The organism is Pseudoalteromonas sp. FUC4, from assembly GCF_008370255.1.
Taxonomy (GTDB): domain Bacteria; phylum Pseudomonadota; class Gammaproteobacteria; order Enterobacterales; family Alteromonadaceae; genus Pseudoalteromonas.
The window spans coordinates 694,741-716,090 of record NZ_SEUI01000001.1; the positions used below are offsets into that span (position 1 = coordinate 694,741).

At 38.0% G+C, this 21,350-nt stretch carries 16 protein-coding genes and 1 pseudogene; 8 read left to right on the top strand and 9 right to left on the bottom strand.

The features are described 5' to 3' along the window. Nucleotides 1-3: 3 nt before the first annotated feature. Both serS and EU510_RS03125 read left to right on the top strand, forming a co-directional pair. The gene (serS, locus tag EU510_RS03120; RefSeq protein ID WP_149592213.1) at nucleotides 4-1,308 is read left to right on the top strand and encodes a serine--tRNA ligase; all 1,305 of its coding nucleotides are present in this window, start codon (nucleotides 4-6) and stop codon (nucleotides 1,306-1,308) included. A 340-nt stretch (nucleotides 1,309-1,648) separates the two neighbouring features. Then, entirely contained in the window at nucleotides 1,649-2,395 is a 747-nt protein-coding gene (locus EU510_RS03125) for a hypothetical protein (protein ID WP_149592214.1), read from the top strand. A gap of 208 nt (nucleotides 2,396-2,603) precedes the next feature. Here the strand turns inward: EU510_RS03125 and EU510_RS20130 are convergent. Next, nucleotides 2,604-2,720: pseudogene (locus EU510_RS20130) on the bottom strand (PQQ-dependent sugar dehydrogenase); the annotation flags it as partial. Between the two features lie 165 nt (nucleotides 2,721-2,885). On the opposite strand from EU510_RS20130, the gene EU510_RS03135 reads away from it, so the two are divergent. Both EU510_RS03135 and EU510_RS03140 read left to right on the top strand, forming a co-directional pair. Next, nucleotides 2,886-3,305 (top strand): hypothetical protein, encoded by a 420-nt coding sequence (locus EU510_RS03135; RefSeq protein ID WP_149592215.1) that lies wholly within the window; start codon nucleotides 2,886-2,888, stop codon nucleotides 3,303-3,305. 126 nt (nucleotides 3,306-3,431) lie between these two features. After that, the gene (locus tag EU510_RS03140; protein WP_262501185.1) at nucleotides 3,432-3,854 is read left to right on the top strand and encodes a hypothetical protein; all 423 of its coding nucleotides are present in this window, start codon (nucleotides 3,432-3,434) and stop codon (nucleotides 3,852-3,854) included. A 110-nt stretch (nucleotides 3,855-3,964) separates the two neighbouring features. Here the strand turns inward: EU510_RS03140 and EU510_RS03145 are convergent, their stop codons facing one another. Further along, on the bottom strand, nucleotides 3,965-5,155 hold the full coding sequence (locus EU510_RS03145) for a PQQ-dependent sugar dehydrogenase (RefSeq protein WP_149592217.1): 1,191 nt from the start codon (nucleotides 5,153-5,155) through the stop codon (nucleotides 3,965-3,967). On the opposite strand from EU510_RS03145, the gene EU510_RS03150 reads away from it, so the two are divergent. Beyond that, nucleotides 5,140-5,592 (top strand): hypothetical protein, encoded by a 453-nt coding sequence (locus EU510_RS03150; RefSeq protein WP_149592218.1) that lies wholly within the window; start codon nucleotides 5,140-5,142, stop codon nucleotides 5,590-5,592. The genes EU510_RS03145 and EU510_RS03150 overlap by 16 nt on opposite strands. Nucleotides 5,593-5,691: 99 nt before the next feature. Here EU510_RS03150 and EU510_RS03155 read toward each other — a convergent pair whose 3' ends face one another. The 4 genes from EU510_RS03155 to EU510_RS03170 form a co-directional block, all read right to left on the bottom strand. Continuing rightward, complete coding sequence (locus EU510_RS03155) at nucleotides 5,692-6,891, bottom strand: Nramp family divalent metal transporter (RefSeq protein ID WP_149592219.1); 1,200 nt, start codon at nucleotides 6,889-6,891, stop codon at nucleotides 5,692-5,694. Between the two features lie 487 nt (nucleotides 6,892-7,378). Then, on the bottom strand, nucleotides 7,379-8,641 hold the full coding sequence (locus EU510_RS03160; RefSeq protein WP_149592220.1) for a valine--pyruvate transaminase: 1,263 nt from the start codon (nucleotides 8,639-8,641) through the stop codon (nucleotides 7,379-7,381). A 136-nt stretch (nucleotides 8,642-8,777) separates the two neighbouring features. After that, nucleotides 8,778-9,437, bottom strand: a complete 660-nt coding sequence (locus EU510_RS03165) for a glutathione S-transferase (RefSeq protein ID WP_149592221.1) — start codon at nucleotides 9,435-9,437, stop codon at nucleotides 8,778-8,780. Nucleotides 9,438-9,447: 10 nt separating this feature from the next. Continuing rightward, nucleotides 9,448-11,739 (bottom strand): peptidase U32 family protein, encoded by a 2,292-nt coding sequence (locus tag EU510_RS03170; RefSeq protein WP_149592222.1) that lies wholly within the window; start codon nucleotides 11,737-11,739, stop codon nucleotides 9,448-9,450. Nucleotides 11,740-12,036: 297 nt separating this feature from the next. Between EU510_RS03170 and EU510_RS03175 the strand changes: the two genes are divergently transcribed. Continuing rightward, nucleotides 12,037-13,059 carry an endonuclease/exonuclease/phosphatase family protein gene (locus EU510_RS03175; RefSeq protein ID WP_149592223.1) on the top strand — a complete coding sequence of 341 codons (1,023 nt, stop codon included), beginning with the start codon at nucleotides 12,037-12,039 and terminating at the stop codon, nucleotides 13,057-13,059. A 3-nt stretch (nucleotides 13,060-13,062) separates the two neighbouring features. Here the strand turns inward: EU510_RS03175 and EU510_RS03180 are convergent, their stop codons facing one another. The 3 genes from EU510_RS03180 to EU510_RS03190 form a co-directional block, all read right to left on the bottom strand. Continuing rightward, complete coding sequence (locus tag EU510_RS03180; RefSeq protein ID WP_262501186.1) at nucleotides 13,063-13,791, bottom strand: LytR/AlgR family response regulator transcription factor; 729 nt, start codon at nucleotides 13,789-13,791, stop codon at nucleotides 13,063-13,065. A 40-nt stretch (nucleotides 13,792-13,831) separates the two neighbouring features. Continuing rightward, a complete protein-coding gene (locus EU510_RS03185; protein ID WP_149592225.1) occupies nucleotides 13,832-14,905 on the bottom strand; it encodes a sensor histidine kinase in 1,074 nt (357 codons plus the stop codon). 88 nt (nucleotides 14,906-14,993) lie between these two features. Next, the gene (locus EU510_RS03190) at nucleotides 14,994-16,355 is read right to left on the bottom strand and encodes an alpha/beta hydrolase family protein (protein ID WP_149592226.1); all 1,362 of its coding nucleotides are present in this window, start codon (nucleotides 16,353-16,355) and stop codon (nucleotides 14,994-14,996) included. 1,201 nt (nucleotides 16,356-17,556) lie between these two features. On the opposite strand from EU510_RS03190, the gene EU510_RS03195 reads away from it, so the two are divergent. Both EU510_RS03195 and rbbA read left to right on the top strand, forming a co-directional pair. After that, nucleotides 17,557-18,561, top strand: coding sequence for an HlyD family secretion protein (locus tag EU510_RS03195; RefSeq protein WP_149592227.1), 1,005 nt, complete (start codon nucleotides 17,557-17,559; stop codon nucleotides 18,559-18,561). Further along, nucleotides 18,561-21,350, top strand: coding sequence for a ribosome-associated ATPase/putative transporter RbbA (gene rbbA / locus EU510_RS03200; RefSeq protein ID WP_149592228.1), 2,790 nt, complete (start codon nucleotides 18,561-18,563; stop codon nucleotides 21,348-21,350). The genes EU510_RS03195 and rbbA overlap by 1 nt, the downstream gene beginning before the upstream one ends.

Sequence of the window (21,350 nt, forward strand, 5' to 3'; positions counted from 1 at the left end):
AACATGTTAGATTCTAAATTTTTACGTCAAGACATCGAACAAACTGCAGCACGTTTAGCAGCTCGCGGTTACGAACTCGATGTCGCGACAGTAACGGCACTTGAAGAAAAACGCAAAACATTACAAGTAAAAACGCAAGAACTTCAAAGTCAACGTAATGCAAGCGCAAAAGCAATTGGTCAAGCCAAAGCTAAAGGCGAAGACGCACAACCATTACTTGATGCAGTAGCTAACTTAGGCAGTGAGCTAGACGCCGCTAAAACAGAGCAAGATGAAGTATTAGCCGCGATTAACGACATTGCTTTAGCAATTCCAAACTTGCCAGACGAGTCAGTACCTGCGGGTAAAGACGAAGACGACAACGTTGAAATTTTAACGTGGGGCACGCCTAAAAAATTCGATTTTGAAGTTAAAGATCACGTTGATGTAGGGCAAGACTTAAACGGCTTAGACTTTGAAATGGGCGTTAAAATTAGTGGCGCACGCTTTACTGTAATGCGCGGCCAAGTAGCGCGTATGCACCGTGCACTAACGCAATTTATGCTAGATACACACGCAGACAAAAACGGCTATACAGAAATGTATGTACCGTACTTAGTAAATAGCGCAAGCCTTTACGGCACAAGCCAATTACCTAAATTTGCGGGCGATTTATTCCACACATTAGGCCTTGTAAATGACGACGGCGAACAACAAGCCGGCTTTAGCTTAATTCCTACAGCTGAAGTACCGCTTACAAACAGCGCCCGCGACGAAATTTACGACGAAAGCGATTTACCAATTCGTTTAGTTGCTCACACTCCGTGTTTTAGAAGTGAAGCAGGCAGCTATGGCCGCGATACACGTGGCTTAATTCGTCAGCACCAGTTTGATAAAGTTGAACTTGTACAGCTTGTAAGACCAGAAGACTCAATGGCAACGCTTGAAGAGTTAACAGGTCACGCAGAGCAAATACTACAAGCGCTTGAACTTCCGTACCGTAAAGTAATTTTATGTATGGGCGACATGGGCTTTGGCTCAGCTAAAACATACGATTTAGAAGTATGGTTACCTGCTCAAGACACATACCGCGAAATTTCATCATGTTCAAACATGGCTGACTTTCAGGCGCGTAGAATGCAAGCACGTTTTCGCCGTGAAGGTGTTAAAAAACCAGAGTTACTACATACACTAAATGGTTCAGGCTTAGCCGTTGGCCGTACACTAGTAGCCATCCTAGAAAACTACCAACAAGCGGATGGCACAGTAGTAGTACCAGAAATATTACGCCCATACATGGGTGGACTTGAAGTAATTGGTAAGCAATAAAATCAAGTTTAAGTTAAGCAAGCTTTAAGCTTGTAAATCTTAAGACGAAAGCCGCTATTTGTAATGAATAGCGGCTTTTTTTAGTTTAAAGGTAACAGCTAAAAGGCGAAGGAAAAAGTCTATGTTTTGTTATTTATTAGTGTATTACTTTTTTGTCTAATATTACTGCTCTCCACCATTTTGGTGTTTTTCTGCATCAAGGAAACTTAAATATCGGCTAACTAGTTGTTTACAAGTGCTTATTAGCTGGTTAAATTAGAGCCTTTGTAATATTTGGACATTTGTCGGTTTATAAAGCGAAAAATGTCGGACGCAAAGTTGTTATACAAATGGAGAAGGCATGGAGTTATCTCAACTCAAAAGTAATTATGAAGGAGTTCTGTCTTCAATAACCTCATCAGAATTTATTTTGGGAAAAGATTTGTATTCAGGAGTTTTTTTGGCTCAACCTTTCGATGAATATTGGCTTTCAGATAAAAGGGTTATGATTGTTGGCCGAGAAACAGCTGGCTGGAATACAAAAAATAAACTAAACACTATATCTAGAATTGTCGAAGCAAATGCTTCAAATAGCTTGTCTTCAGTGATAAGTGAATCTTTTGAACGCTACTCTTGGCATTTACTTGATAAGAAAGGCGGAATTATAAGGAAAAAGTCTTCTAGTTGGTTTCAGCGTTTTTACGCAGATGTCGCAAAGCGCCTTGATTTAGACCCTCGTGCTCTTATATATCAAAATTTATTTGCATGGGACTTTAACGGAAAATCACCTGTAAATAGAGGAATGTCAGAATTTAATACTATTCAGAACTTATCTATTCGACTTATCAGTGAAAGTATTAAGTACAGTAAACCTGATATTATAATTTTTGCTGCTGGCTGTAACAAAAATAATGATCAAACAATTAAAAATATGTGTAACGATTACTTTAATGGTTACAACTCATTAGAAGTCGTAAGTGGTAAATATTGGCGATTTGAGTTTAACGGGATTGAGTGCATAAGAATTGCTCACCCAAGAGCTCAAAGCCATGAACATCCTTTATATAGAGAAAAAGCCATGCAAGCTGTGGTTGAAAAATTTGTATAACAAGTGACTATGGTGTCAATTCCTAAATTTAAACCATTTTAGGATCCCACATGACACCATCTCTCACCATTGAATTTATGATCACTACTAACTTTCTTATACAGGCAATAACAAAAATAATGGGGTCAGGTCTTTCTTTTTGCCATTAGCTTTATTATTGATTATTTCATGCAGATTAATTCGATATAACCAATATAAGCTTTGGATCTTACCCATCGGTTAATATAGCTACATTGCCTCTATCAGTTATGAATACATCTCTTAATCATCCTGCGGTCTCTGGGAATATGTGGGACTGCGTAAACTCACCATTAGCCAGATTAATTTACAATTGGAGTGGCTGTCTAGTCTAAGCCGAGCTTTGATATTACGCGTAAACATTCAACAACCGATTGTACCCAGATAAAAACCCGGCTATGGTTTGTTTATCAAGATAAATAAAGCAGCTAATTTACAGGTTCGCTATGTCTCACGAAGGTTTTATCGCTCTATGAATGTTCTTCTAATAATTGCAGGTACATTAAGTGCTGTTGTAGCAACTTTGCATTTGGGTTGTATCTATTTTGGAGGTTCTTGGTATCGGTTCTTCGGTGCAGGAGAGCAAATGGCATTACTTTCTGAGCAAGGAAGTATCCAGCCAACCCTTATTACTAGTGTAATTGTTCTGATTCTATCAACTTGGTCATTGTATGCACTTTCAGCCGCAGGTGTTATTTTTAAACTTCCATTCATCCGCCTAGCTCTTGTATTAATAACTTTTATTTATTTAGCCCGCGGTGTTGCAGGGTTCTTTTTAATAAATAACCCTATGGGGCGCTCGCCTGAGTTTTGGGTTTGGAGTTCTATTATTTGTTTATCTTTTGGTATTGTTCACCTTGTTGGTTTAAAACAGCAATGGGCAAGCTTGTGAGTAAAGTGTAATCTAATAAAGAATCAAACAAGGGCTATTACAATTGGCTTTTGATAAAGCATTATATTTATAGTTAACTACTTCTCGCCAATAATTGACGGAACAAGGAATATTAAAATGGATAAAATGTCAGTTCACATAACCTCTAAACCTTTAGAAACTTACCCGCAAAAACAAACTTTAAAGTTGGTGGCTGATGAAGTAACCGAAAAAGCGACTGTGCACAAAGCAGCGGTTCAAAGTGACCAAGTGGATATATCCGAAGAAGGAAAAGAAAAAAGTCTGGAAGATCAAAATCGAGAGGCGTTACGTAAATTGTCAGGCAATGAAGATGCAAGTCAGGCATCACAATCAGAAGGTGACCCTATTGATGAACAGATTGCTGAAATACAAGAAAAGATAGAAAAACTACTACAAGAAGCTGCATTATTACGCAGTAAAGATGATGAAGAGTCGCAGGCTAAAGTGAAGGTACTAGAAGCCGAAATTACAGGGCTTAACACTCAACTTATTGAATTATTGAGACAGCAATTAGAATCAGGTAAATAACAAGCACAGTAAGTATATGCAAAGGCAGTTGGAGACAAGAACGTTATAAAGAACATAATAAAGACGCTACGTTACTTTTAAAGCGCAGCGGCTTTTATTTGCTTTATGAATTAGTTTGATGTCATCAACATTAGCTTTGCATCTTTACCATCTGTCAATATCGCAATATTCCCCTCAGTTGTAACAAACACATCTCTTAATCTTCCTGCGGCCTCAGGAAATACGTGAGATTGCGTAAATTCACCATTTGCTAAATTAACGGCGTAGAGTTTTTTATCGACCAGTGTGGTGATAAGCACATGTTGTTGCAATGAAGGGAAGGCGGTATGTTTAGAGCCGTAATACGCCATACCAGAAGGGGCGATTGAAGGCGTCCAATCAACGCTTGGTTTTTGCATGCCTTTATATTCGGTAAATGGTGAAATACGCGCTTGCGAGTAATCTTTGCCATAGGTGATTACCGGCCAGCCGTAATTAGTGCCAGCGGTTAAGTAGTTTAGCTCGTCACCGCCTGCAGGGCCGTGCTCGTGGCTAACAATTTGCTGCGTATCGTAATCATAAACTAAGCCTTGAGGGTTACGATGACCAAGTGAGTAAACAGCATGTGCATTTAGGTTTTCGTGATTAATAAATGGGTTGTCTGTTGGAATGGTACCATCTAGGTTTATACGTAATATTTTACCAAGTTGGCTGGTGATAACTTGTGCTTGCTCTCTAAAGTCAAACCCATCGCCCGTTGAAACTAATAACGTATTGTCGGGTAGGACAAGGGCGCGTCCTGCGTAATGTTGCGGTGTGTTTTTATCAGTCGCTACTTTATAAATAACGTTAGGCTTTGAAAAGTCAATGCCATTAAACGTGGCTTTCGCAACAACCAGCCTGTTTTCGCTTGCATCACCTTGGGCATAGGTAAAAATAATTTCTTTGGAGTCGTTATAATCTGGTGATAATACAATGTCGAGTAAACCACCTTGGCCTGCAACGTATAAACCTGTTAGGTTTAATTTAACTCTTGATTGCGCGTTGTTTTTAACTATAACGACGTGGCCATCACGCTCTGTAATTAACCATGTGCCGTTTGGTAGTTCAACCATGCTCCACGGAGACTGTAATTGTGTAGCAAGGGTTTTTGTACTGTATTGCTTTTTTGGTAACGTAGCATCTGCATTAACAGAAAACGAAAAAAGCGAAAGCAGAGTAAAAAAAGAGATACATTGTTTACGGGGCAAGCCTTTGCTAGCATGGCTAGTATAAGAAAAAAGTTTTATTTTAAGTTGAGATAACCATGTCGTTTTTAACACGTATATTGCCTTCATTTTTAGTTTCTTGGTTACTTACATTCACACTTGCTAGCTTGTTTCATAGCCAATACGTTGTCAATCAATTAGTTAATGTAGGTGTAGTGGTGGGCTTTAGTGATCGTGCTAGTTTAACGCTTGATGATTGGTTAGGCCTATTACCTACCTACGGCGCTATTATTGCCGTAGCACTTGCCATCGCTTTTTTTGTTACCGCAAAGCTTAATAAAAAGGTTCAAAAATACAGTACTCAGCTATTTGTTATTGCTGGCATTGTGGCATTTGCTATTGTGTTAATTGCCATTGAATCAATTATGAATATTCATATTATAGCGGGCGCAAGAGGCTGGGGTTTTTATGCTCAACTGCTTGCAGGTGCGGTAGGTGGTTTTGCGTTTTCGCAATTATTTAAAGCAACTAAAAACCAAAAAGCGTGTTAGATGTGTGAATATAAGTACGGCTTATACGTTATTTGGTGATTAATAAAGGCCGCTGTTTATTGTAAACAGCGGCCTTTAAATATAGTTTTTAGAATTTAATCAAAAAATTAAACTAATTAGTTTGTAGCTACTTAGCCCAAAAATTAGGATTAAAACGGGTAGGGTTACCAGGTTTAACATCAAAGAGTTAGTGTAGTTTCCCATAACCCCTTTTTGATTAACCAGCCATACAAGGTAGGTGCTAACAATAGGAAGTAATAGCCCGTTAGCCGCTTGTGCGAATATAATGACCGCGACAGGGTCTAAACCGAGTGATGCCACCGCAGCACCAAACAATAAAATAACAATAGCAACGCCTTTAAAACGTGCGTTACCCATATCGTTTGACCAACCTAACATGCCACACACAGCGTAAGCACCCGCAAGTGGCGCTGTAATCGCGCTTGTTAAACCTGCAGCAAATAAACCAATAGCAAAAAAGTAATGAGCGGCGTCGCCAAGCAATGGCTCTAGCTGTACGGCCATGTTAGCAGCACTAATTTGCCCCGCATCGGTGCCATAAAATGCAACTGAAGCTGTAGATAAAATAGCTAAAGTGATCACACCGCCTAAAGTGATTGATAGGCCTGTATCAACATTTGTTTGTTTAATCACTTTTTGCATGTCGCTGTTACTGTCGTGTCTAGCAGCGAGTACGCCAGAGTGCAAAAATAAGTTATACGGAACAATGGTAGTACCAACTAAAGCGAGTATGGTTGTAATCGAACCCTCAGGCATACTAGGAATAAAACCAGCAAATACATCACCCAGTGAAGGCGCGGCCATTACAAGTGTTGAGATAAACACTAAGCTCATTAAAATAACGAGTAAAATTAGCGCGTTTTCAACCACTTTATGTTTACCGCTATAAAGTAAAGCTGCACTTAAAAAAGCAATAAGTGGTGTCCATAGTTGGGAGTTAACTTGAGGGAATATTTCAATTAACCCCATGCTAGCGCCACTTAAGTTACCCGCTTCATAAGCTGCACTGCCCACACCAATCGCGCTAATGACTAAAAATATGGCTAAAGATTTAAATAAGGGCGTTTGAATATGTGCTCTGAGCGCTTGAGCTAAATCTTGCCCGGTAGCAACGCCAAGGCGCGCCGCCATAGATTGTAATAATATAGTGGCAATAACTGAAAACAGTAATGTCCATATAAGTGCAAAACCAAAGTTTGCACCTGCCACGCTGGCGGTAGTAATAGTCCCTGGTCCAATGAAGGCGGCGGTGACAAGTAGTCCTGGTCCTAATCGCATAATTGACCTTAATAGTGCTATTGCATGTTGCTATTTAAAGTTACATCTAACGTTTAAAACCAATATTTATACGCGATGCCGATTGTGTTATTGCTGCCACTTAAACTAAGTGCCCTGCAACGATAGTCGCCCCTTGACTGGCTCTTTTTTAATAAGCATAAGTTATACCAATCCACAATAATACTTAATCAATTTGAGGGACTAAATCTGACGCTAACTGCGTTAAAAATTTCTGATATACGACTGCATGGATGCAGGAGCAATTGCTGAGAACAACTAAATAACGAAATTTTTGCCTGGTCATCGACACGATTTTCTCACCTCAGAATAGATCACTTAATTAAGCGAATTGCTATTAAAAAAGGTTGCGTAGGATACCAACTTGTATATAAATTTAAAGGGGTTAAAGTGCGTTTGCATGAATTTCAAACGAATATATAAGCGAATTAAATAACTGATGCCGATATTTATATCGGCATCATTATATTTACTTTATTAGGTTTTTAATCGCTTCTAAGCCTTTTTTTAGGGTATCTGCATCGGTAGCATAGTTAATACGAATACACTCGTGCTTGTGCGCCCAGCTGTCGTCAATGCCGATAAAAAAGTTGTGCCCAGGAATTACATAAACGTCTTGCTCTTTAAGCTTTTGATACAACACCTCGCTTGTCATTTTTGCATCTTTAAACCACAGCCACATAAAAAAGGCGCCTTCAACTTTGTGCAAATAAACAGGCAGTTCAGCAAACACTTCGTCAAACAACTCAATTGCTATGTGTGCTTTATTACGATAAAAAGGCAGTACAACGTTGCGGCACAGTGGCAGTAGTTCGTTGTCGTTAATTAAGCGTGTCACTAAGCTCGGACCAATACTATTTGGCGATAAAACCATGCTGCCGTTTACGCGGCCAATTGCTTTAATAATCTGATTATTGGCAACCACAATACCGCTGCGTAAACCCGGTAGGCCCAGTTTTGAAAGTGACATACATAAAATAATGTTTGAGTTCCACGTTAGGTTTGCATCGGTGTAAATACAACCTGGGAACGGATCGCCGTATGCGTTATCAATAATGAGTGGAATGCCATATTGCCTAGCAAGCAAATCAAGGTGTTTTACTTCATCGTCAGTAATTACATTACCTGTTGGGTTGGTAGGGCGTGATACGCACAGCGCGCTTATGCTGCTGTCGTTTGCTAATGTGTTTTCAACCGCTTTAAAATCAATGACGTATTTAAACTGTTTTGATGCACTACCTGTATTTAAAGTTTCGATATCAGGCTTTATGGCAACAAACATATCAGCAGATAAACCTTGATCGGCATAACCTATATACTCTGGCGCGAGGGGGAATAAAATCTTTTTGTGGCTGCCATCAGGCATTTCGCCTGCCAACATATTAAACAACACAAAAAAGTTAGCTTGACTGCCATTACCCAGTGCTACGTTATCGGCGCTAATATCCCATGCATACTCTTTACTTAGCTGGCCAGCTAATGCTGCTCTAAACTCGTCGTTACCGGTTGGGCCATCGTAAAGGCCAAATACTTGCGATACTTTATTGCTGGCAACAAGATTTTGTAATTCACTTAAAAAAACCTCATTTACTTGTGGTACTAATGCGGGGTTACCGCCACCCAGCATAACAATATTAGGATTGTTACTGTTTTTAGCCCCGCCTAAATCTTCCATTAACTGAGTAATGCCGTTGGGTTGTGTAAATTTAGTGCCAAAGTTTGAGTAGTTCATAATACATAGCGTTTGTTAGTAATGGGGAGGGCAGTATAGCGTAAATAAAGGGCTTAAATTCGATGATGAGAATAATTCAATGCTTAGCTTTGTAGTTGGCTATGACAATGTAATTTTTTATAAAACAAAGGCTAAGTTAAGGCTTTTTAACGCCGTACAAAAACTCTTCGCCGCAGTCCATATACAAATCAAATTTGGCCATAACTTTGGTAAACATGGGGGCGTGTAAAAACTCGTTTAACCATGCGCGAACATGCGTGTATTCACTTTGTAAGTACCAATGTTTATCTACACGGGCAAACTGTCTAATAAATGGCAGCAGGGCATAATCGGCTAGACTTTTTTCATCGCCTATTAAGTATTTATGTGTGGTTAGTTTTACTTCAAATTGCTTAATAAACTCTTCGCAGGCTTTTTGGTAATAAATTTGTGCCATGTCTTTTGTACGCGCATAAAATTTGTACTTTTCGAGCACAGGTTTAAATTGCGTATCGTTTAGCTTAATTAACTCAAGCATCCGCTCAAGTGCTAATGGGTCTTGAGTATGCAGTAAATTATGCGGATCGTTTTGCTTTAAAGCCCACAGCATAATATCTAGGCTTTCATCTATAACTTGATTATTCGGCAGTAATAAAACTGGCACCGTGCCTTTTGGCGATATTTGCAAAAGATGCGGCGGTTTATTTTTAGTTTTTATAGCGCGTAGTAGCACGTGTTGCTCTGCCATTAAAATACCCATTCGTGCACGCATTGCGTATGGGCAGTGTTGTAATGAATATAATAATGGCAATGTCATGTTAGTTACCTTAGCTGTTTAGGCCTTCAACATACTGCTGACGGGTTTGTACTTTAACCAAGCTATTTAAGTGTTCAACCGCTTGTGTTTGCCCTTTGATTAAATCTTGAAAATGCGCAAGTAACACGGCTTTATCCAGTTTTTCTTTATCGCCTGAGCCAATGTCGGTTAAATCAATCATAAATTCGTCAAATTTGTCGGCAAAGTCACTCACAATATCCATGTTTAAAAATTGCTCATGGTTATAAATACTTGGGTAGCCGCCTTTTTGTTTATCAATAGCAAAGCTAATACCTTTAACATTGGTAACGGTGGTTTCTTTTTTACAGCTCAGCATACAGCTTGCGTCAATGCGTGGTTTTTTACATCCTACTGTTTGCTGGAAAAAACACTGTCGGCTAGTCATCATTAGTATTGGATGATAAATGCTGTACATCATTTTAAAATTGTTAGGGCGTTTAATATTACGCATTTGTGGTTTGTTTATTTCGTTTGAAATAAACGCGCCTTTTGCGTTTAAATCTTCTTGTAGTGTTAGTAATGCATAAGAGTTTGTGGTGTTTAACAACGGGCCTGCAATCCAATCAATACCCATTTGTACTGCTTTAAATGCAACGCCTGTGTTGTTACTAATAATAAGCTTAGGTTTTACAACCTCGAGCAAACGTACCGCTTCTTCAAAATCTTTACCAATTAACACCGCCGGAAACCACGGAATTAACTGTGGGTGCTTTAAAAATACATTAATATATTTATCGTTATCGGTTCTAAAGCTCTCTGGTAATTTAAAGTAAACATCGCCACCTGTTAAATCACATAGGTGAACGTCTTTTATGTCCGATATTAAAATAGAGAGTGTTGTTTTGTTATCGGCTTTAGGGTGGTTTACTAGGTTTGGCAGTTCAACAGGGGCGAGTACGTCTTTGCCTTCGTTTAATAAAAACGCGACTTGCTTCTTAATACGGGCAAGCTCTTTAAACGGAATGCTCAAGTTATCGCCTAAGTTTGAGTAATCCATATTTTTAATTTCAAAATTGGCATTACTAAAGCTTTTAAAGCGTTTATCAATAGCTGCTATATCAACAATTGATTTATCAGCGGCTTGCATAGGCATTTGTGATTGAACTTCAAAGCGCTGAGGTTGCAGAGCGCTTTGCTCTGCTAGGGTGTTGTCGTGTTTATCGTTTATTATCAGTGTTACTGTAAATGGCTGGTTTAATTGGCCGTCAAACTCAAAGCGTAGTTCTCGTTTTGAAATATCTAAAAACTCAATCTTCTTTTTAACTAACGTATCAATGTCATTTTTTTCTGCGGCGAGCTCTTGTTGTGCATCGTAAATTTGCACAACCGAAATCGCGTTACTCTTTTCGTTAGCGTGATCAAAGCTATGGTCGCGCGGGTTGTCGGTAAACATGTTTTTGGTCATGTCACCTTGCAAAAACTTATTAGTAAAATTACGGTTAAATACTTTGTATAAGCTTGAATCGTCTTCAATTAAGTTACCGGTTTGTACAAAGGTATCTATTTGTTTGCGCCAGCTATCAATAACGGTATGTACGTAGTTAGCACCTTTAATGCGACCTTCTACTTTTAATGAGTCAACACCTGCGGCTACCAACTCCGGTAAATCAAAATAGGCTGAATTATCTTTTAAGTTTAACGGATGCTTGTTACCCATAGCCGTTGGCTCGTATTCATCACGACATGCTTGTGAGCAGCGACCACGGTTACCTGAGTTACCTACACTTACTGAGCTTGAATAACATTGCCCCGAAAACGCGATACATAAAGCACCATGTACAAACACTTCGGTTAAAACATCGCATTTATGCGCTACGTCGGTCAGTATTTTAATTTCAGTTAAGTTAAGCTCGCGCGATAAATTTACACGTGTAGCGCCAATGCGCGCTAAAAACTCAACTTGTGATTCGTTATGCGTGGTTAACTGAGTTGATGCGTGAATATGTAAAGTAGGAAAGTGCTTTTTAACTATATTGAACAACCCTAAATCTTGCACAATAATGCCATCGAGCGTGGTATTTACTAGCTGGTTTAGTAGCTTAAAGAGTGCACCCATTTCGTGCTCTAATATAACTACATTTAGCGTTAAAAATATTTCACAGCCGTATTCATGGGCTAGGCGAAGTGCGCCGTTAAGCTCATCAAACGAAAGATTAGACGCTCGGTTACGTGCATTAAAGGTATCTAACCCACAATAAACCGCATTAGCACCGGCTACAATGGCGGCTTTTACCGCGTTTACATCACCGCCTGGGGCTAATAGTTCAATCTTTCTACTCATTACAATGTCGCTTCGCTCATATTTAATTGCCGCGAATTTTATCTGGTTAAGCACGTTAATGCTATTTATTGAGGGATATAATAAATACATAATTAAAAGACTGTATAAAATTGTTATTAAGCTGGCTGATTTATTACGTAAACATGTAATAAAAATGATAGTTTATAAGCCAGCAACACTTTCAACTTTACTTAGGCGAACCCCATCAGCAATCAAGATCTTAAACAGTTAGATACAGATTTAAACCGTGATGAATCTGGAATTATTAACACCCAACTAAAAATAGCCACATTTAACCTGTTTAACTATCTTGAGCCGCCCAATGCATACTATGAGTTTGAGAAAATTTATACCGCGCAGCAGTGGGCTAAAAAGCAGCGTTGGATTGTTGATTACTTAACAGGACATGCGCCTGATGTGATTGGTTTTCAGGAAGTGTTTAGTATTGACTCATTAAAAGAGCTAGTAGGCGAGCAAGGTTATAATGACTTTGCTGTAGTTGATACACCAGAGGTGATTGATGACTTTATTTATAAACGCCCCGTAGTGGCAATCGCCTCTAAATACCCGATAGTTGAAGTAGCAGCGGTTGAGCACGATAGTGAGCTTGCAAATGCGCTTGGCCTTAATAGTGAGTTTACTTTTAGTCGCAAAGTACTAAGAGCAACTATAACGCTGCCGCATATAGGCAATACTGATTGTTACGTGGTGCATTTTAAATCTAAGCGCCCAATGATTAATGTTGATGAGCATAATAAAGAGCTTACACCCGAGCAAAACATAATTGAAATTTTAAAAGCGAATGTAGCGGGTGGGTGGGGCTCAACTATTCAACGTGGCAGTGAAGCTACATTACTAATGATACAAATGATTACCCGTCGCGAAGCTACACAACAACCCATGCTATTAATGGGGGACTTTAATAATGAACTTGCGGATGGCGTATTAAGCCATTTACTAACGAGTACGTTACGCTTTGCGCCTGCATTTGATGCTAAAACCTACTTAGCAAAATATTGTTTAAATGATTCATGGGATTTGTTTGTTAAATCGCAGCTAATCAATGATGAGGTTTCTAACAGTGAAGTAACAACAAAAGCAACACCGTTAAGAGCACCTACACATTATTATGGCGCTAGTAGCTCAGTACTTGATTACATTTTATTATCGTGTGAGTTTGATACTAGTTGCGATGACAGTTTTTTTGAAGTAAGTGACTACAGTACTTACAACAGGCATTTGATAAATCCCGAGTTCGAGCGTGATGATTTAAGTACTGATCACGGGATTGTATTAGTTACGCTTAAACTGAGGGCGTAACAACTAAAGTGTAAGAGTTGATTTAAATAAACTCGTTTGACGCCTAGATACATCGACAATCACTCCGCTTGACAGTGTTAGTTCTAAACCTCCTGAACTACATGGATTTATTGATTCGATTTTATTTAGCTGTACAATATTTTGACGGCTGATTCTAAAAAATAAATCACAGGGCAATCTGGGCTCAATTTGTGCTAATGTCCTGTAAATCATTGGTTTTTTGTTTTCAAAATAAACTCGGGTGTAATTTCCCATCGCTTCAAATCGCTCTACATCGGCAAGCTTAACTAACCAGCAATTGTGCCCGTCTTTAACAAAAAATTGGCTGTTCAGGGTCATAGTTACATCAGATATAGTTTGTTTTTCAATGGGTTTAGGTAGTGTTAATGTCTCTATTTTTTTGCACGCATGCTCTAAGCGTTCTTTGGTGTAGGGTTTGAGTAAGTAATCAATAGCATTTTGTTCAAATGCTTTTAGCGCGTATTCTTCAAATGCTGTTGTAAATATTACAGTTGGCGGTTGTTCAAGTTTGGTTAAAAAGTCAATGCCGCTGCCATCTGGTAAATCTATATCCAAAAAAATAAGCTCGGGTTGGTATAATTTATAAACTTCTAGAGCTTGTTCAATGTTTTCTGCTTCAGCTACACATTCAATATAAGGTATATTTTTTAGTTGTGATTTCAGCTCTAATCGTGCCAGTCTGGAGTCTTCAATAATTATTGCTTTTATCATGGTGATCTCATTCATTATTTTTAGTATGAAGTAGTGTGTTTTATTTTTGTAAAGGTAGCTTTATTTTTGCTAATACACCCAACTTAGAAGAGCTAAGTGTAAAGCTACTTTTCTCTGCGAACACAAGTAAAAGGCGCTGTTTAATGTTATTTAGCCCAACAGAAGTTGAATTTTTTGTGTTAACAGGGGATAGCACACCACTGTTTTCTACACTTAGTAACCAATAGGTATCTACGATTTGGCTTGAAATAATTATAGTGCCACCGTTTTTTAGTTTACCTATACCGTGCTTGACTGCGTTCTCAATCAATAGCTGTAAAATCATAGGAGGAACTGCTAACTCTAAGGTTTCAGGATTAAGTTTGTATTCAACCTCTAATTTATCTTCGAATTGTAATTTATTAAGCGCTATATATTGTTTAACCACTTCGAGTTCGTTTGATAAGGGGATAAGTTTTTCTTTATCTATTTGCATTGTGTAACGCATTACTTCACTAAGGTGGGCTAGCATATCTCGTGCTCTGTCAGAGTCTTCTAATATAAGTGCGCGTATATTGTTTATTGCGTTAAATATGAAATGTGGATTAATTTGGCTTAACAAAATATCAAGCTTGGCCGTTTTTAATGACTGTTCAAGTGTAACTTTATCGTTGTGTGTTTGCTTTAAAAGTTGTTGTTTTTTTACTATTGCATAAATCACAGACCAAAAAAGTAATAGCAGCATAATTACAGGTGAGCTATATAAAATTTGTTGCCATAAGTCAGGCGTAACAGTTTGAAATATATAAGCTTGATTAGGGACTATAATTAGGGCATACAAAAATATAGCTGAAAATCCAGCAACGACAGAGCCCAATAATATATGCACAAGCCCAGAAAAACCGCTTTTATTGACCAAGTTATATTGGTAATATTTTCTTAGTGCACTGGTTGTAATTAACAAACATAATCCAAGTACTACAGAATTAATTAGCTCTGAGAAATGAAAATATACAAAATATTGCCGAGTAGCTAAATTTAATAAAGTGAATAACCCCCACCCAGTAATTTGAATCATCCAAAATAATGTGTTTGCTTGCGTGTTTTGTGTGTGGTGTTTTTTTAATATATTCATCTCTATTTTCTTTTTAATAAAATAAATAAGAGCTATAAGTAAAAAAGGCTTTAAATAATGTTAAAGCCTTTTAGGTTGTACTAAGCAATTAGTTTAGCTCTTTTATCCATCGGCTTATATCGTCACTTACAGTTTCAGAAAAGGTTATATCAATTTTACTGTACTCTTCAGGTAAACCAGTTTTTGCCGGTTGAAATAAATGGTTCAACCCGTTATATATTTTTGTTGTAAGTTTATTTGGTTTAACTGACTGTTTAATTCCAGCTATGTTTTGTTCTGCAAGTACTTGAGCATCTAAACTACCATTTAATGCCAGCATGGGTATGTTTAATTTTGCTAGAAAATCTTTTGGATCCGTTTTAACAAAATACTTAAACCATGGTGAGGTCATTTGAATAGCTTGTGCTTTAGCATGTTCACTAGGAATATTATATTTAATCAGTAATTCAGTTAGATCTTGCTCAGAAATGCCAGCCCTAACTTCACTTAATATATGTTTTTGTTGTGTGTTGTCCTCGTTAAGTTTATTTATTTCAAGCCCTCTAGATTTTTGTATGTAATATGACTGATCAATTATTATTTGCCCACCGTCAACTCCTGGTCCAGCTAAGCTTACAAAAAAATCAATTAGAGGGTTTTTAGCTGCTGCAATTGCACCTATTAGACCACCTTCGCTATGCCCAATAAAACCAACTTTACTATTTTCAAAATTATGATGCTTTGATAAAAAGTCATAGGCGGCATTAGCATCACTTGCAAAGTCTTCACTTGTTGCAGTAGTAAAATTGCCAGTGGATTTTCCTACACCTCGATCGTCGTATCTTAATACGGCAATATTTTTTCTAGTTAGCTGATCCGCAAGTACTGCAAAAACCTTATGACCGAATACGTCAGCATCTCGAGTTGTTGGTCCTGAGCCAGAAAGTAAAATGACTACAGTGTTTATATTGCCAGTCTTTGGGTAAGTTAGTGTTCCATCTAGGTAATGTAAGCCATCAGGGTTTTTAAAGTTAACGTGCTCTATTGTGTATGGAACATTTTTTGATACATCTTGTGGTTTTTTCTCACGCTTAAAGATTTTTGTTACAGGAAATAAATCTAAAGGAGCCGAAAACCCACCTTGTGAATATAGTCCTGTAATTTTCTTATTACTTAACTGTCCAGAGTACTTCATATTTGCCATATCCATTGCCAAAGTAATTTTATTATTTTTAAATTCTACTTTATTAAACGTTAAACCAAATTGTTGTTGCTGAGGAATGTCTATAGTGGCTTCTATATCCGTTTTTACATTATTAAAGTTAAAAACAACTTCCATTTTCTTATCTTCAGATATTTTTAGCTCGCCTGCCCAGCTGCCTTGAAGTGACTGGGTATTACTAGCCTTTGTAATATGCGAATTAAATAATAGCGAAACCGCGATAAGTGGTAGTACAGATAATTTATTCATTATTTTTCCTTGTTATTCTGAGTTTTGAAATCTGTAAATTACTTTAACGAAATAAATAACGTGTATATTTAATATTATTTAAACGGTCAATTAACTATGTGGATGGCAACTGTACTATTAGGCAAGATTACGAACTATACTTTGACTTAAAGGTATGATCTTATGCCTTTGTTTAAGGAGAATATTCTTAGCCGTTAGCAGCATTCCTTGAGATATAGTGCTGATTAGTCATGATTAACGCTATGGGATGTCAAAAATCAATTAATAAAATGGTGAATAGCCCCAAGTTCATCGCAGACCAGTTTATTTAAGTCGGGTCACTTTAACTGACTGGTTTAAATTGCCATAGTAGTTCTCCTCATATTGAGTTGTTAAAACGTACTTTATTGAACAATATAACCGTTGATTGTTAAACCGACTTACCCATTCTCAGTTTGCATATTCAATTGCATCAAAAATAAGGACTGTGTGCATCGTCGTTGATACACACCAATCTACGATGTTCCGTGAGAATCGGTCTTTCACAAAGGCTATGTAACCAAATCAGATCCTACTAGCGCATCCCAAAGAGAAGGGATACTCATGTTGTAGTAACTAGCTTAATTACACGTTCACGAAATTTTGATGTACAGCGGTTTTATTTTTTCATAGCTTCAGTTTCTCAAGTTACAGAGTCTCTTGTAAACACGGGGTATTCATAATCGAACTAGCTGTAAACTCATGATACATGATTACTGTGTTTCCATTGGCTTGGCATTAAAGATGGTTACGATTAATTTCAATTATAAAAAAGCTAAAAAATATTGAGACTTATAGAAGAAATTATAAGTTCGATAAGGGCATTGGTAAAAAATATACGTAAATAATCGGGCTGTTTAATTATATTTTTTTCGTTTAAAAATATTAACAATTTTGATTGGTTGTTAGCTTATTTGAAATCTTTATTATTGAGTTGAATGTTTTTTGATCTGAATCAAGCTTATAAGCGGCGGTAATGATAGATTATTAATAGGGATACTGACATTTAAAATTCATTAAAATCATCTACTATCGTGAAGTAACAAAGTAGAGTCACACCTATATTACAATTAACTCATACAGTGATAGTTAATACCAAAAATAGTGCAGTATTAGCCTAATCTTATAAATAGGCCAAGACTGGCTACATTTACCTACTTTTATATACATGGAGTTTTACCGCATGACGATTAAATCGACACTCAAATCTCTCAGTACAATTGCTGCTGTGATCATATTGGGTGGGGGTGGTTGGTATGTTTGGCAAACTCAGCAACCAGCACTGCTATCTGAACAATTGCCAGAGAGCGTAGCTTATGGAAATGGTCGTATAGAAGCCACTGAATACGATATTGCAACAAAGCTGCCTGGTCGTTTAGTTGAAGTATTGGCCCAAGAAGGCGATATGGTTGAGGCAGGTCAAACTTTAGCAATTATTGATACCGATGATTTAAATGCGCAGCTGCGTGAAGCTAATGCAGGGTTACGTGTTGCAAAAGAGTCACGTAAATATGCTTTGGCAATTGTAGAACAACATAAAAGTGAACTTACTTTTGCAGAAACCGAGTTACGTCGCTCTGTAGCACTGCTCAAACAAGGGCATATTTCAAAAGAAGTAGTTGATCAGCAACGAACAAGCGCTGCAACAGCGCAAGCGGCTTTAAAAGCGGCAAATGTGAAAGTGGTGCAGTCGGATGCAGAAATAGACGCAGCACAAGCGCGTATTGAGCGATTACAAAGTAATATTGCCGATAGCACCCTTAAAGCGCCTATTAGTGGCCGAATATTATATAGATTAGCAGAGCCAAGTGAAGTGCTTGGCAGTGGTGGGAAGGTTTTTTCTTTGCTTGATTTAACCGATGTGTACATGAGTATTTATTTGCCAACAGCGCAAGCCGGTAAAGTAACAATAGGCTCTGAGGCGCGTATTATTATAGATGCGGTTGCGCAATATACATTACCAGCGAAAGTAACATTTGTGTCTGCGCAGGCGCAATTTACACCTAAATCAGTTGAGACTCGAAACGAGCGAGACAAGCTGATGTTTAGGGTAAAAGTTAAGTTGGATGCACAATTATTAAAAGATCATATTGAGCAAGTAAAAACAGGTGTACCAGGACTTGCTTATGTTCTACTTGCGCCTGAGACTAATTGGCCTACGCAATTACAGGTAAGAGTGCCTGAATAATGGCTGATGTAAATAATAATGAAAAAGCTCACAATGTTACTTGTGCTGTAAAGCTTACAAATGTTGTGCACCGGTATGGTGATAACTTGGCGCTTGATAGTATTAATCTTGAATTACCTAAAGGAAGTATAGTTGGATTTATAGGGCCTGATGGGGTTGGGAAATCTAGCTTATTGGCTTTAATTGCGGGGGCACGTGCTGTGCAAGATGGGGAGGTTGAAGTTTTAGAAGACAGTATGCGCAATAGCAATTTTAGGACTTCGGTTTCTCCACGTATTGCGTATATGCCACAAGGCTTGGGTAAAAACCTATACCCAAGCCTTTCGGTTTTTGAAAATATAGATTTTTTTGGTCGCCTTTTTGGACAAGAAAAAAAAGAGCGCAAACAGCGAATCAAAAATTTATTAAAAAGTACAGGGCTAACCGAGTTTGCTGACCGACCTGCAGAAAAACTGTCAGGTGGGATGAAACAGAAACTTGGCTTATGTTGTGCTTTAATTCACGATCCCGAATTACTGATTTTAGATGAGCCAACAACTGGTGTGGATCCTCTTTCTCGTCGCCAGTTTTGGCAATTGATTGAGCGTATTCGTCTTCAAAATAAGTGTATGAGCATACTGGTTGCTACCGCGTATATGGAAGAAGCTGATGACTTTGATTGGCTAATTGCTATGGATGATGGCAAAGTAATTGGCACGGGCAGCCCACAAAACATCAAAACCCAAACAGGACGAAAATCACTTGATGAAGCGTTTATATCATTACTCCCCGATACTAAGCGACATGATCACCATACATTAGTAGTCCCCCCTCGAAAACAAAATACGAATAAAGCAGACATTGCCATAATGGCAACAGCGCTTACTAAAACATATGGTGATTTTACTGCAGTAAGTGATGTTAGCTTAAGTATTGAACGAGGTGAAATTTTTGGATTTTTAGGTTCAAATGGATGTGGTAAAACCACAACTATGAAAATGCTTACTGGATTGCAGCCTGCAACGAGTGGGGAAGCAAAATTATTTGGTCAAGTTGTTGATGCTAACAATATAGAAACCCGTAAACGCGTTGGTTTTATGTCGCAAGCGTTTTCACTTTATAGTGAACTCAGTGTTAGGCAAAATATGGAGTTACATGCGCGACTGTTTCATTTACCTGCTGATCAAATTAAGTCGCGAGTAAAAGAGCTAATTATGCGCTTTAACCTAAAAAAATACAGTGAGGACTTTCCTGCTGATTTACCTTTGGGGATTAGACAGCGCTTATCACTTGCTGTAGCTGTTGTGCATAACCCTGAAATGCTAATACTTGATGAACCTACATCAGGGGTAGACCCTGTTGCTCGCGATGATTTTTGGAAGTTACTTATTGAACTTTCACGTGAACAAAGCGTTACTATTTTTATTTCTACTCACTTTATGGATGAAGCGGCACGTTGCGATAGAATTTCATTAATGCATGCAGGTAAAGTTCTCGCAAGTGACACTCCCATTTCACTTTGTGAAAAACGAGGTGTAGATACACTTGAAGATGCATTTATTACTTACCTAGAAGAAGCGGCAATTGAACCTGTATTAGAGAAACCTGAAGTCGTATCAATGGGGAATAATACTGATACGGTAATTAAAGCGCCTTTAATTGGTAAGAAAAAAACGAATCCAGCTTTTAGCTTATTACGATTATTTGGCTATGCACATCGTGAAAGCATCGAATTATGGCGCGATCCTATTCGATTAACTTTTGCATTGCTTGGCTCTATAATTCTAATGTTTATTTTGGGTTTTGGCATTACCTTTGATGTGGAAGATTTGAGTTTTGCGGTAATGGATCAAGATCAAACGCCTGAAAGTCGTGATTATATTCAAAATATAGCTGGTTCACGCTACTTTGTTCAAAAAGCAGATATAACAAGCCCTACAGAACTCGATAAACGCATGCAAAGTGGTGAATTAAGTGTTGCAGTTGAAATTCCACCTAACTTTGGACGGAAAATAAAACGCGGACGCCAGCCCGAAATTGTAGTATGGATTGATGGGTCAATGCCGTTTAGGGCGGAAACTATAAATGGTTATATGACCAGCTCGTATTATAGTTATTTAACAGATCTATCATTGCGCACTTATGGTGTTGTGCCTAATTTAGTACCTGCGAATATAGAATCGCGCTATCGGTATAATCAAGATTTCAAAAGTATTGAAGCTATGGTACCTGCTGTTATTCCACTTTTATTGGTTTTTATACCTGCAATTCTAATGGCCCTTGGTGTAGTGCGTGAAAAAGAATTAGGTTCAATAACTAATTTATATGTTACGCCAGTTACTCGGCTTGAATTTATTATAGGTAAACAATTGCCTTATATTTTGGTCAGTATGGTGAGTTTTTTTGGTTTAGTTGCACTTGCTATAACGGTATTTGGTGTGCCACTAAAGGGAAGTTTTTGGGCATTAAGTGTTGCGGCATTGCTATACGTTACAGCAACCACAGGTGTTGGGTTACTAATTTCAGCTTTTACAAAAACACAAATATCAGCTTTAGCTGCATCGACAATAGTTGTACTTATGATAGCCGTAAATTTTTGTGGTCTTATTGATCCAGTTTCATCACTTGATGGCATCAGTGCCATTATTGGAAAGCTATTCCCGACAACTTATTTTTTAGAAGCTTGCCGTGGTGTATTTAATAAAGCGCTGAATTTCTACGAATTATCAGCACAGCTTCTACCTTTACTTGCTTTTATACCGGTATTGACGTTAGCCAGTGTATTTTTACTTCCCAAGCAGGATAAATAA

What these genes read in the sequence shown, in the direction of transcription:
- serS (WP_149592213.1), top strand. Translation starts at nt 4, where the DNA reads ATGTTAGATTCTAAATTTTTACGTCAAGACATCGAACAAACTGCAGCA.
- EU510_RS03125 (WP_149592214.1), top strand. Translation starts at nt 1,649, where the DNA reads ATGGAGTTATCTCAACTCAAAAGTAATTATGAAGGAGTTCTGTCTTCA.
- EU510_RS03135 (WP_149592215.1), top strand. Translation starts at nt 2,886, where the DNA reads ATGAATGTTCTTCTAATAATTGCAGGTACATTAAGTGCTGTTGTAGCA.
- EU510_RS03140 (WP_262501185.1), top strand. Translation starts at nt 3,432, where the DNA reads ATGTCAGTTCACATAACCTCTAAACCTTTAGAAACTTACCCGCAAAAA.
- EU510_RS03150 (WP_149592218.1), top strand. Translation starts at nt 5,140, where the DNA reads ATGTCGTTTTTAACACGTATATTGCCTTCATTTTTAGTTTCTTGGTTA.
- EU510_RS03155 (WP_149592219.1), bottom strand. Translation starts at nt 6,891, where the DNA reads ATGCGATTAGGACCAGGACTACTTGTCACCGCCGCCTTCATTGGACCA.
- EU510_RS03160 (WP_149592220.1), bottom strand. Translation starts at nt 8,641, where the DNA reads ATGAACTACTCAAACTTTGGCACTAAATTTACACAACCCAACGGCATT.
- EU510_RS03165 (WP_149592221.1), bottom strand. Translation starts at nt 9,437, where the DNA reads ATGACATTGCCATTATTATATTCATTACAACACTGCCCATACGCAATG.
- EU510_RS03170 (WP_149592222.1), bottom strand. Translation starts at nt 11,739, where the DNA reads ATGAGTAGAAAGATTGAACTATTAGCCCCAGGCGGTGATGTAAACGCG.
- EU510_RS03180 (WP_262501186.1), bottom strand. Translation starts at nt 13,791, where the DNA reads ATGATAAAAGCAATAATTATTGAAGACTCCAGACTGGCACGATTAGAG.
- EU510_RS03185 (WP_149592225.1), bottom strand. Translation starts at nt 14,905, where the DNA reads ATGAATATATTAAAAAAACACCACACACAAAACACGCAAGCAAACACA.
- EU510_RS03190 (WP_149592226.1), bottom strand. Translation starts at nt 16,355, where the DNA reads ATGAATAAATTATCTGTACTACCACTTATCGCGGTTTCGCTATTATTT.
- EU510_RS03195 (WP_149592227.1), top strand. Translation starts at nt 17,557, where the DNA reads ATGACGATTAAATCGACACTCAAATCTCTCAGTACAATTGCTGCTGTG.
- rbbA (WP_149592228.1), top strand. Translation starts at nt 18,561, where the DNA reads ATGGCTGATGTAAATAATAATGAAAAAGCTCACAATGTTACTTGTGCT.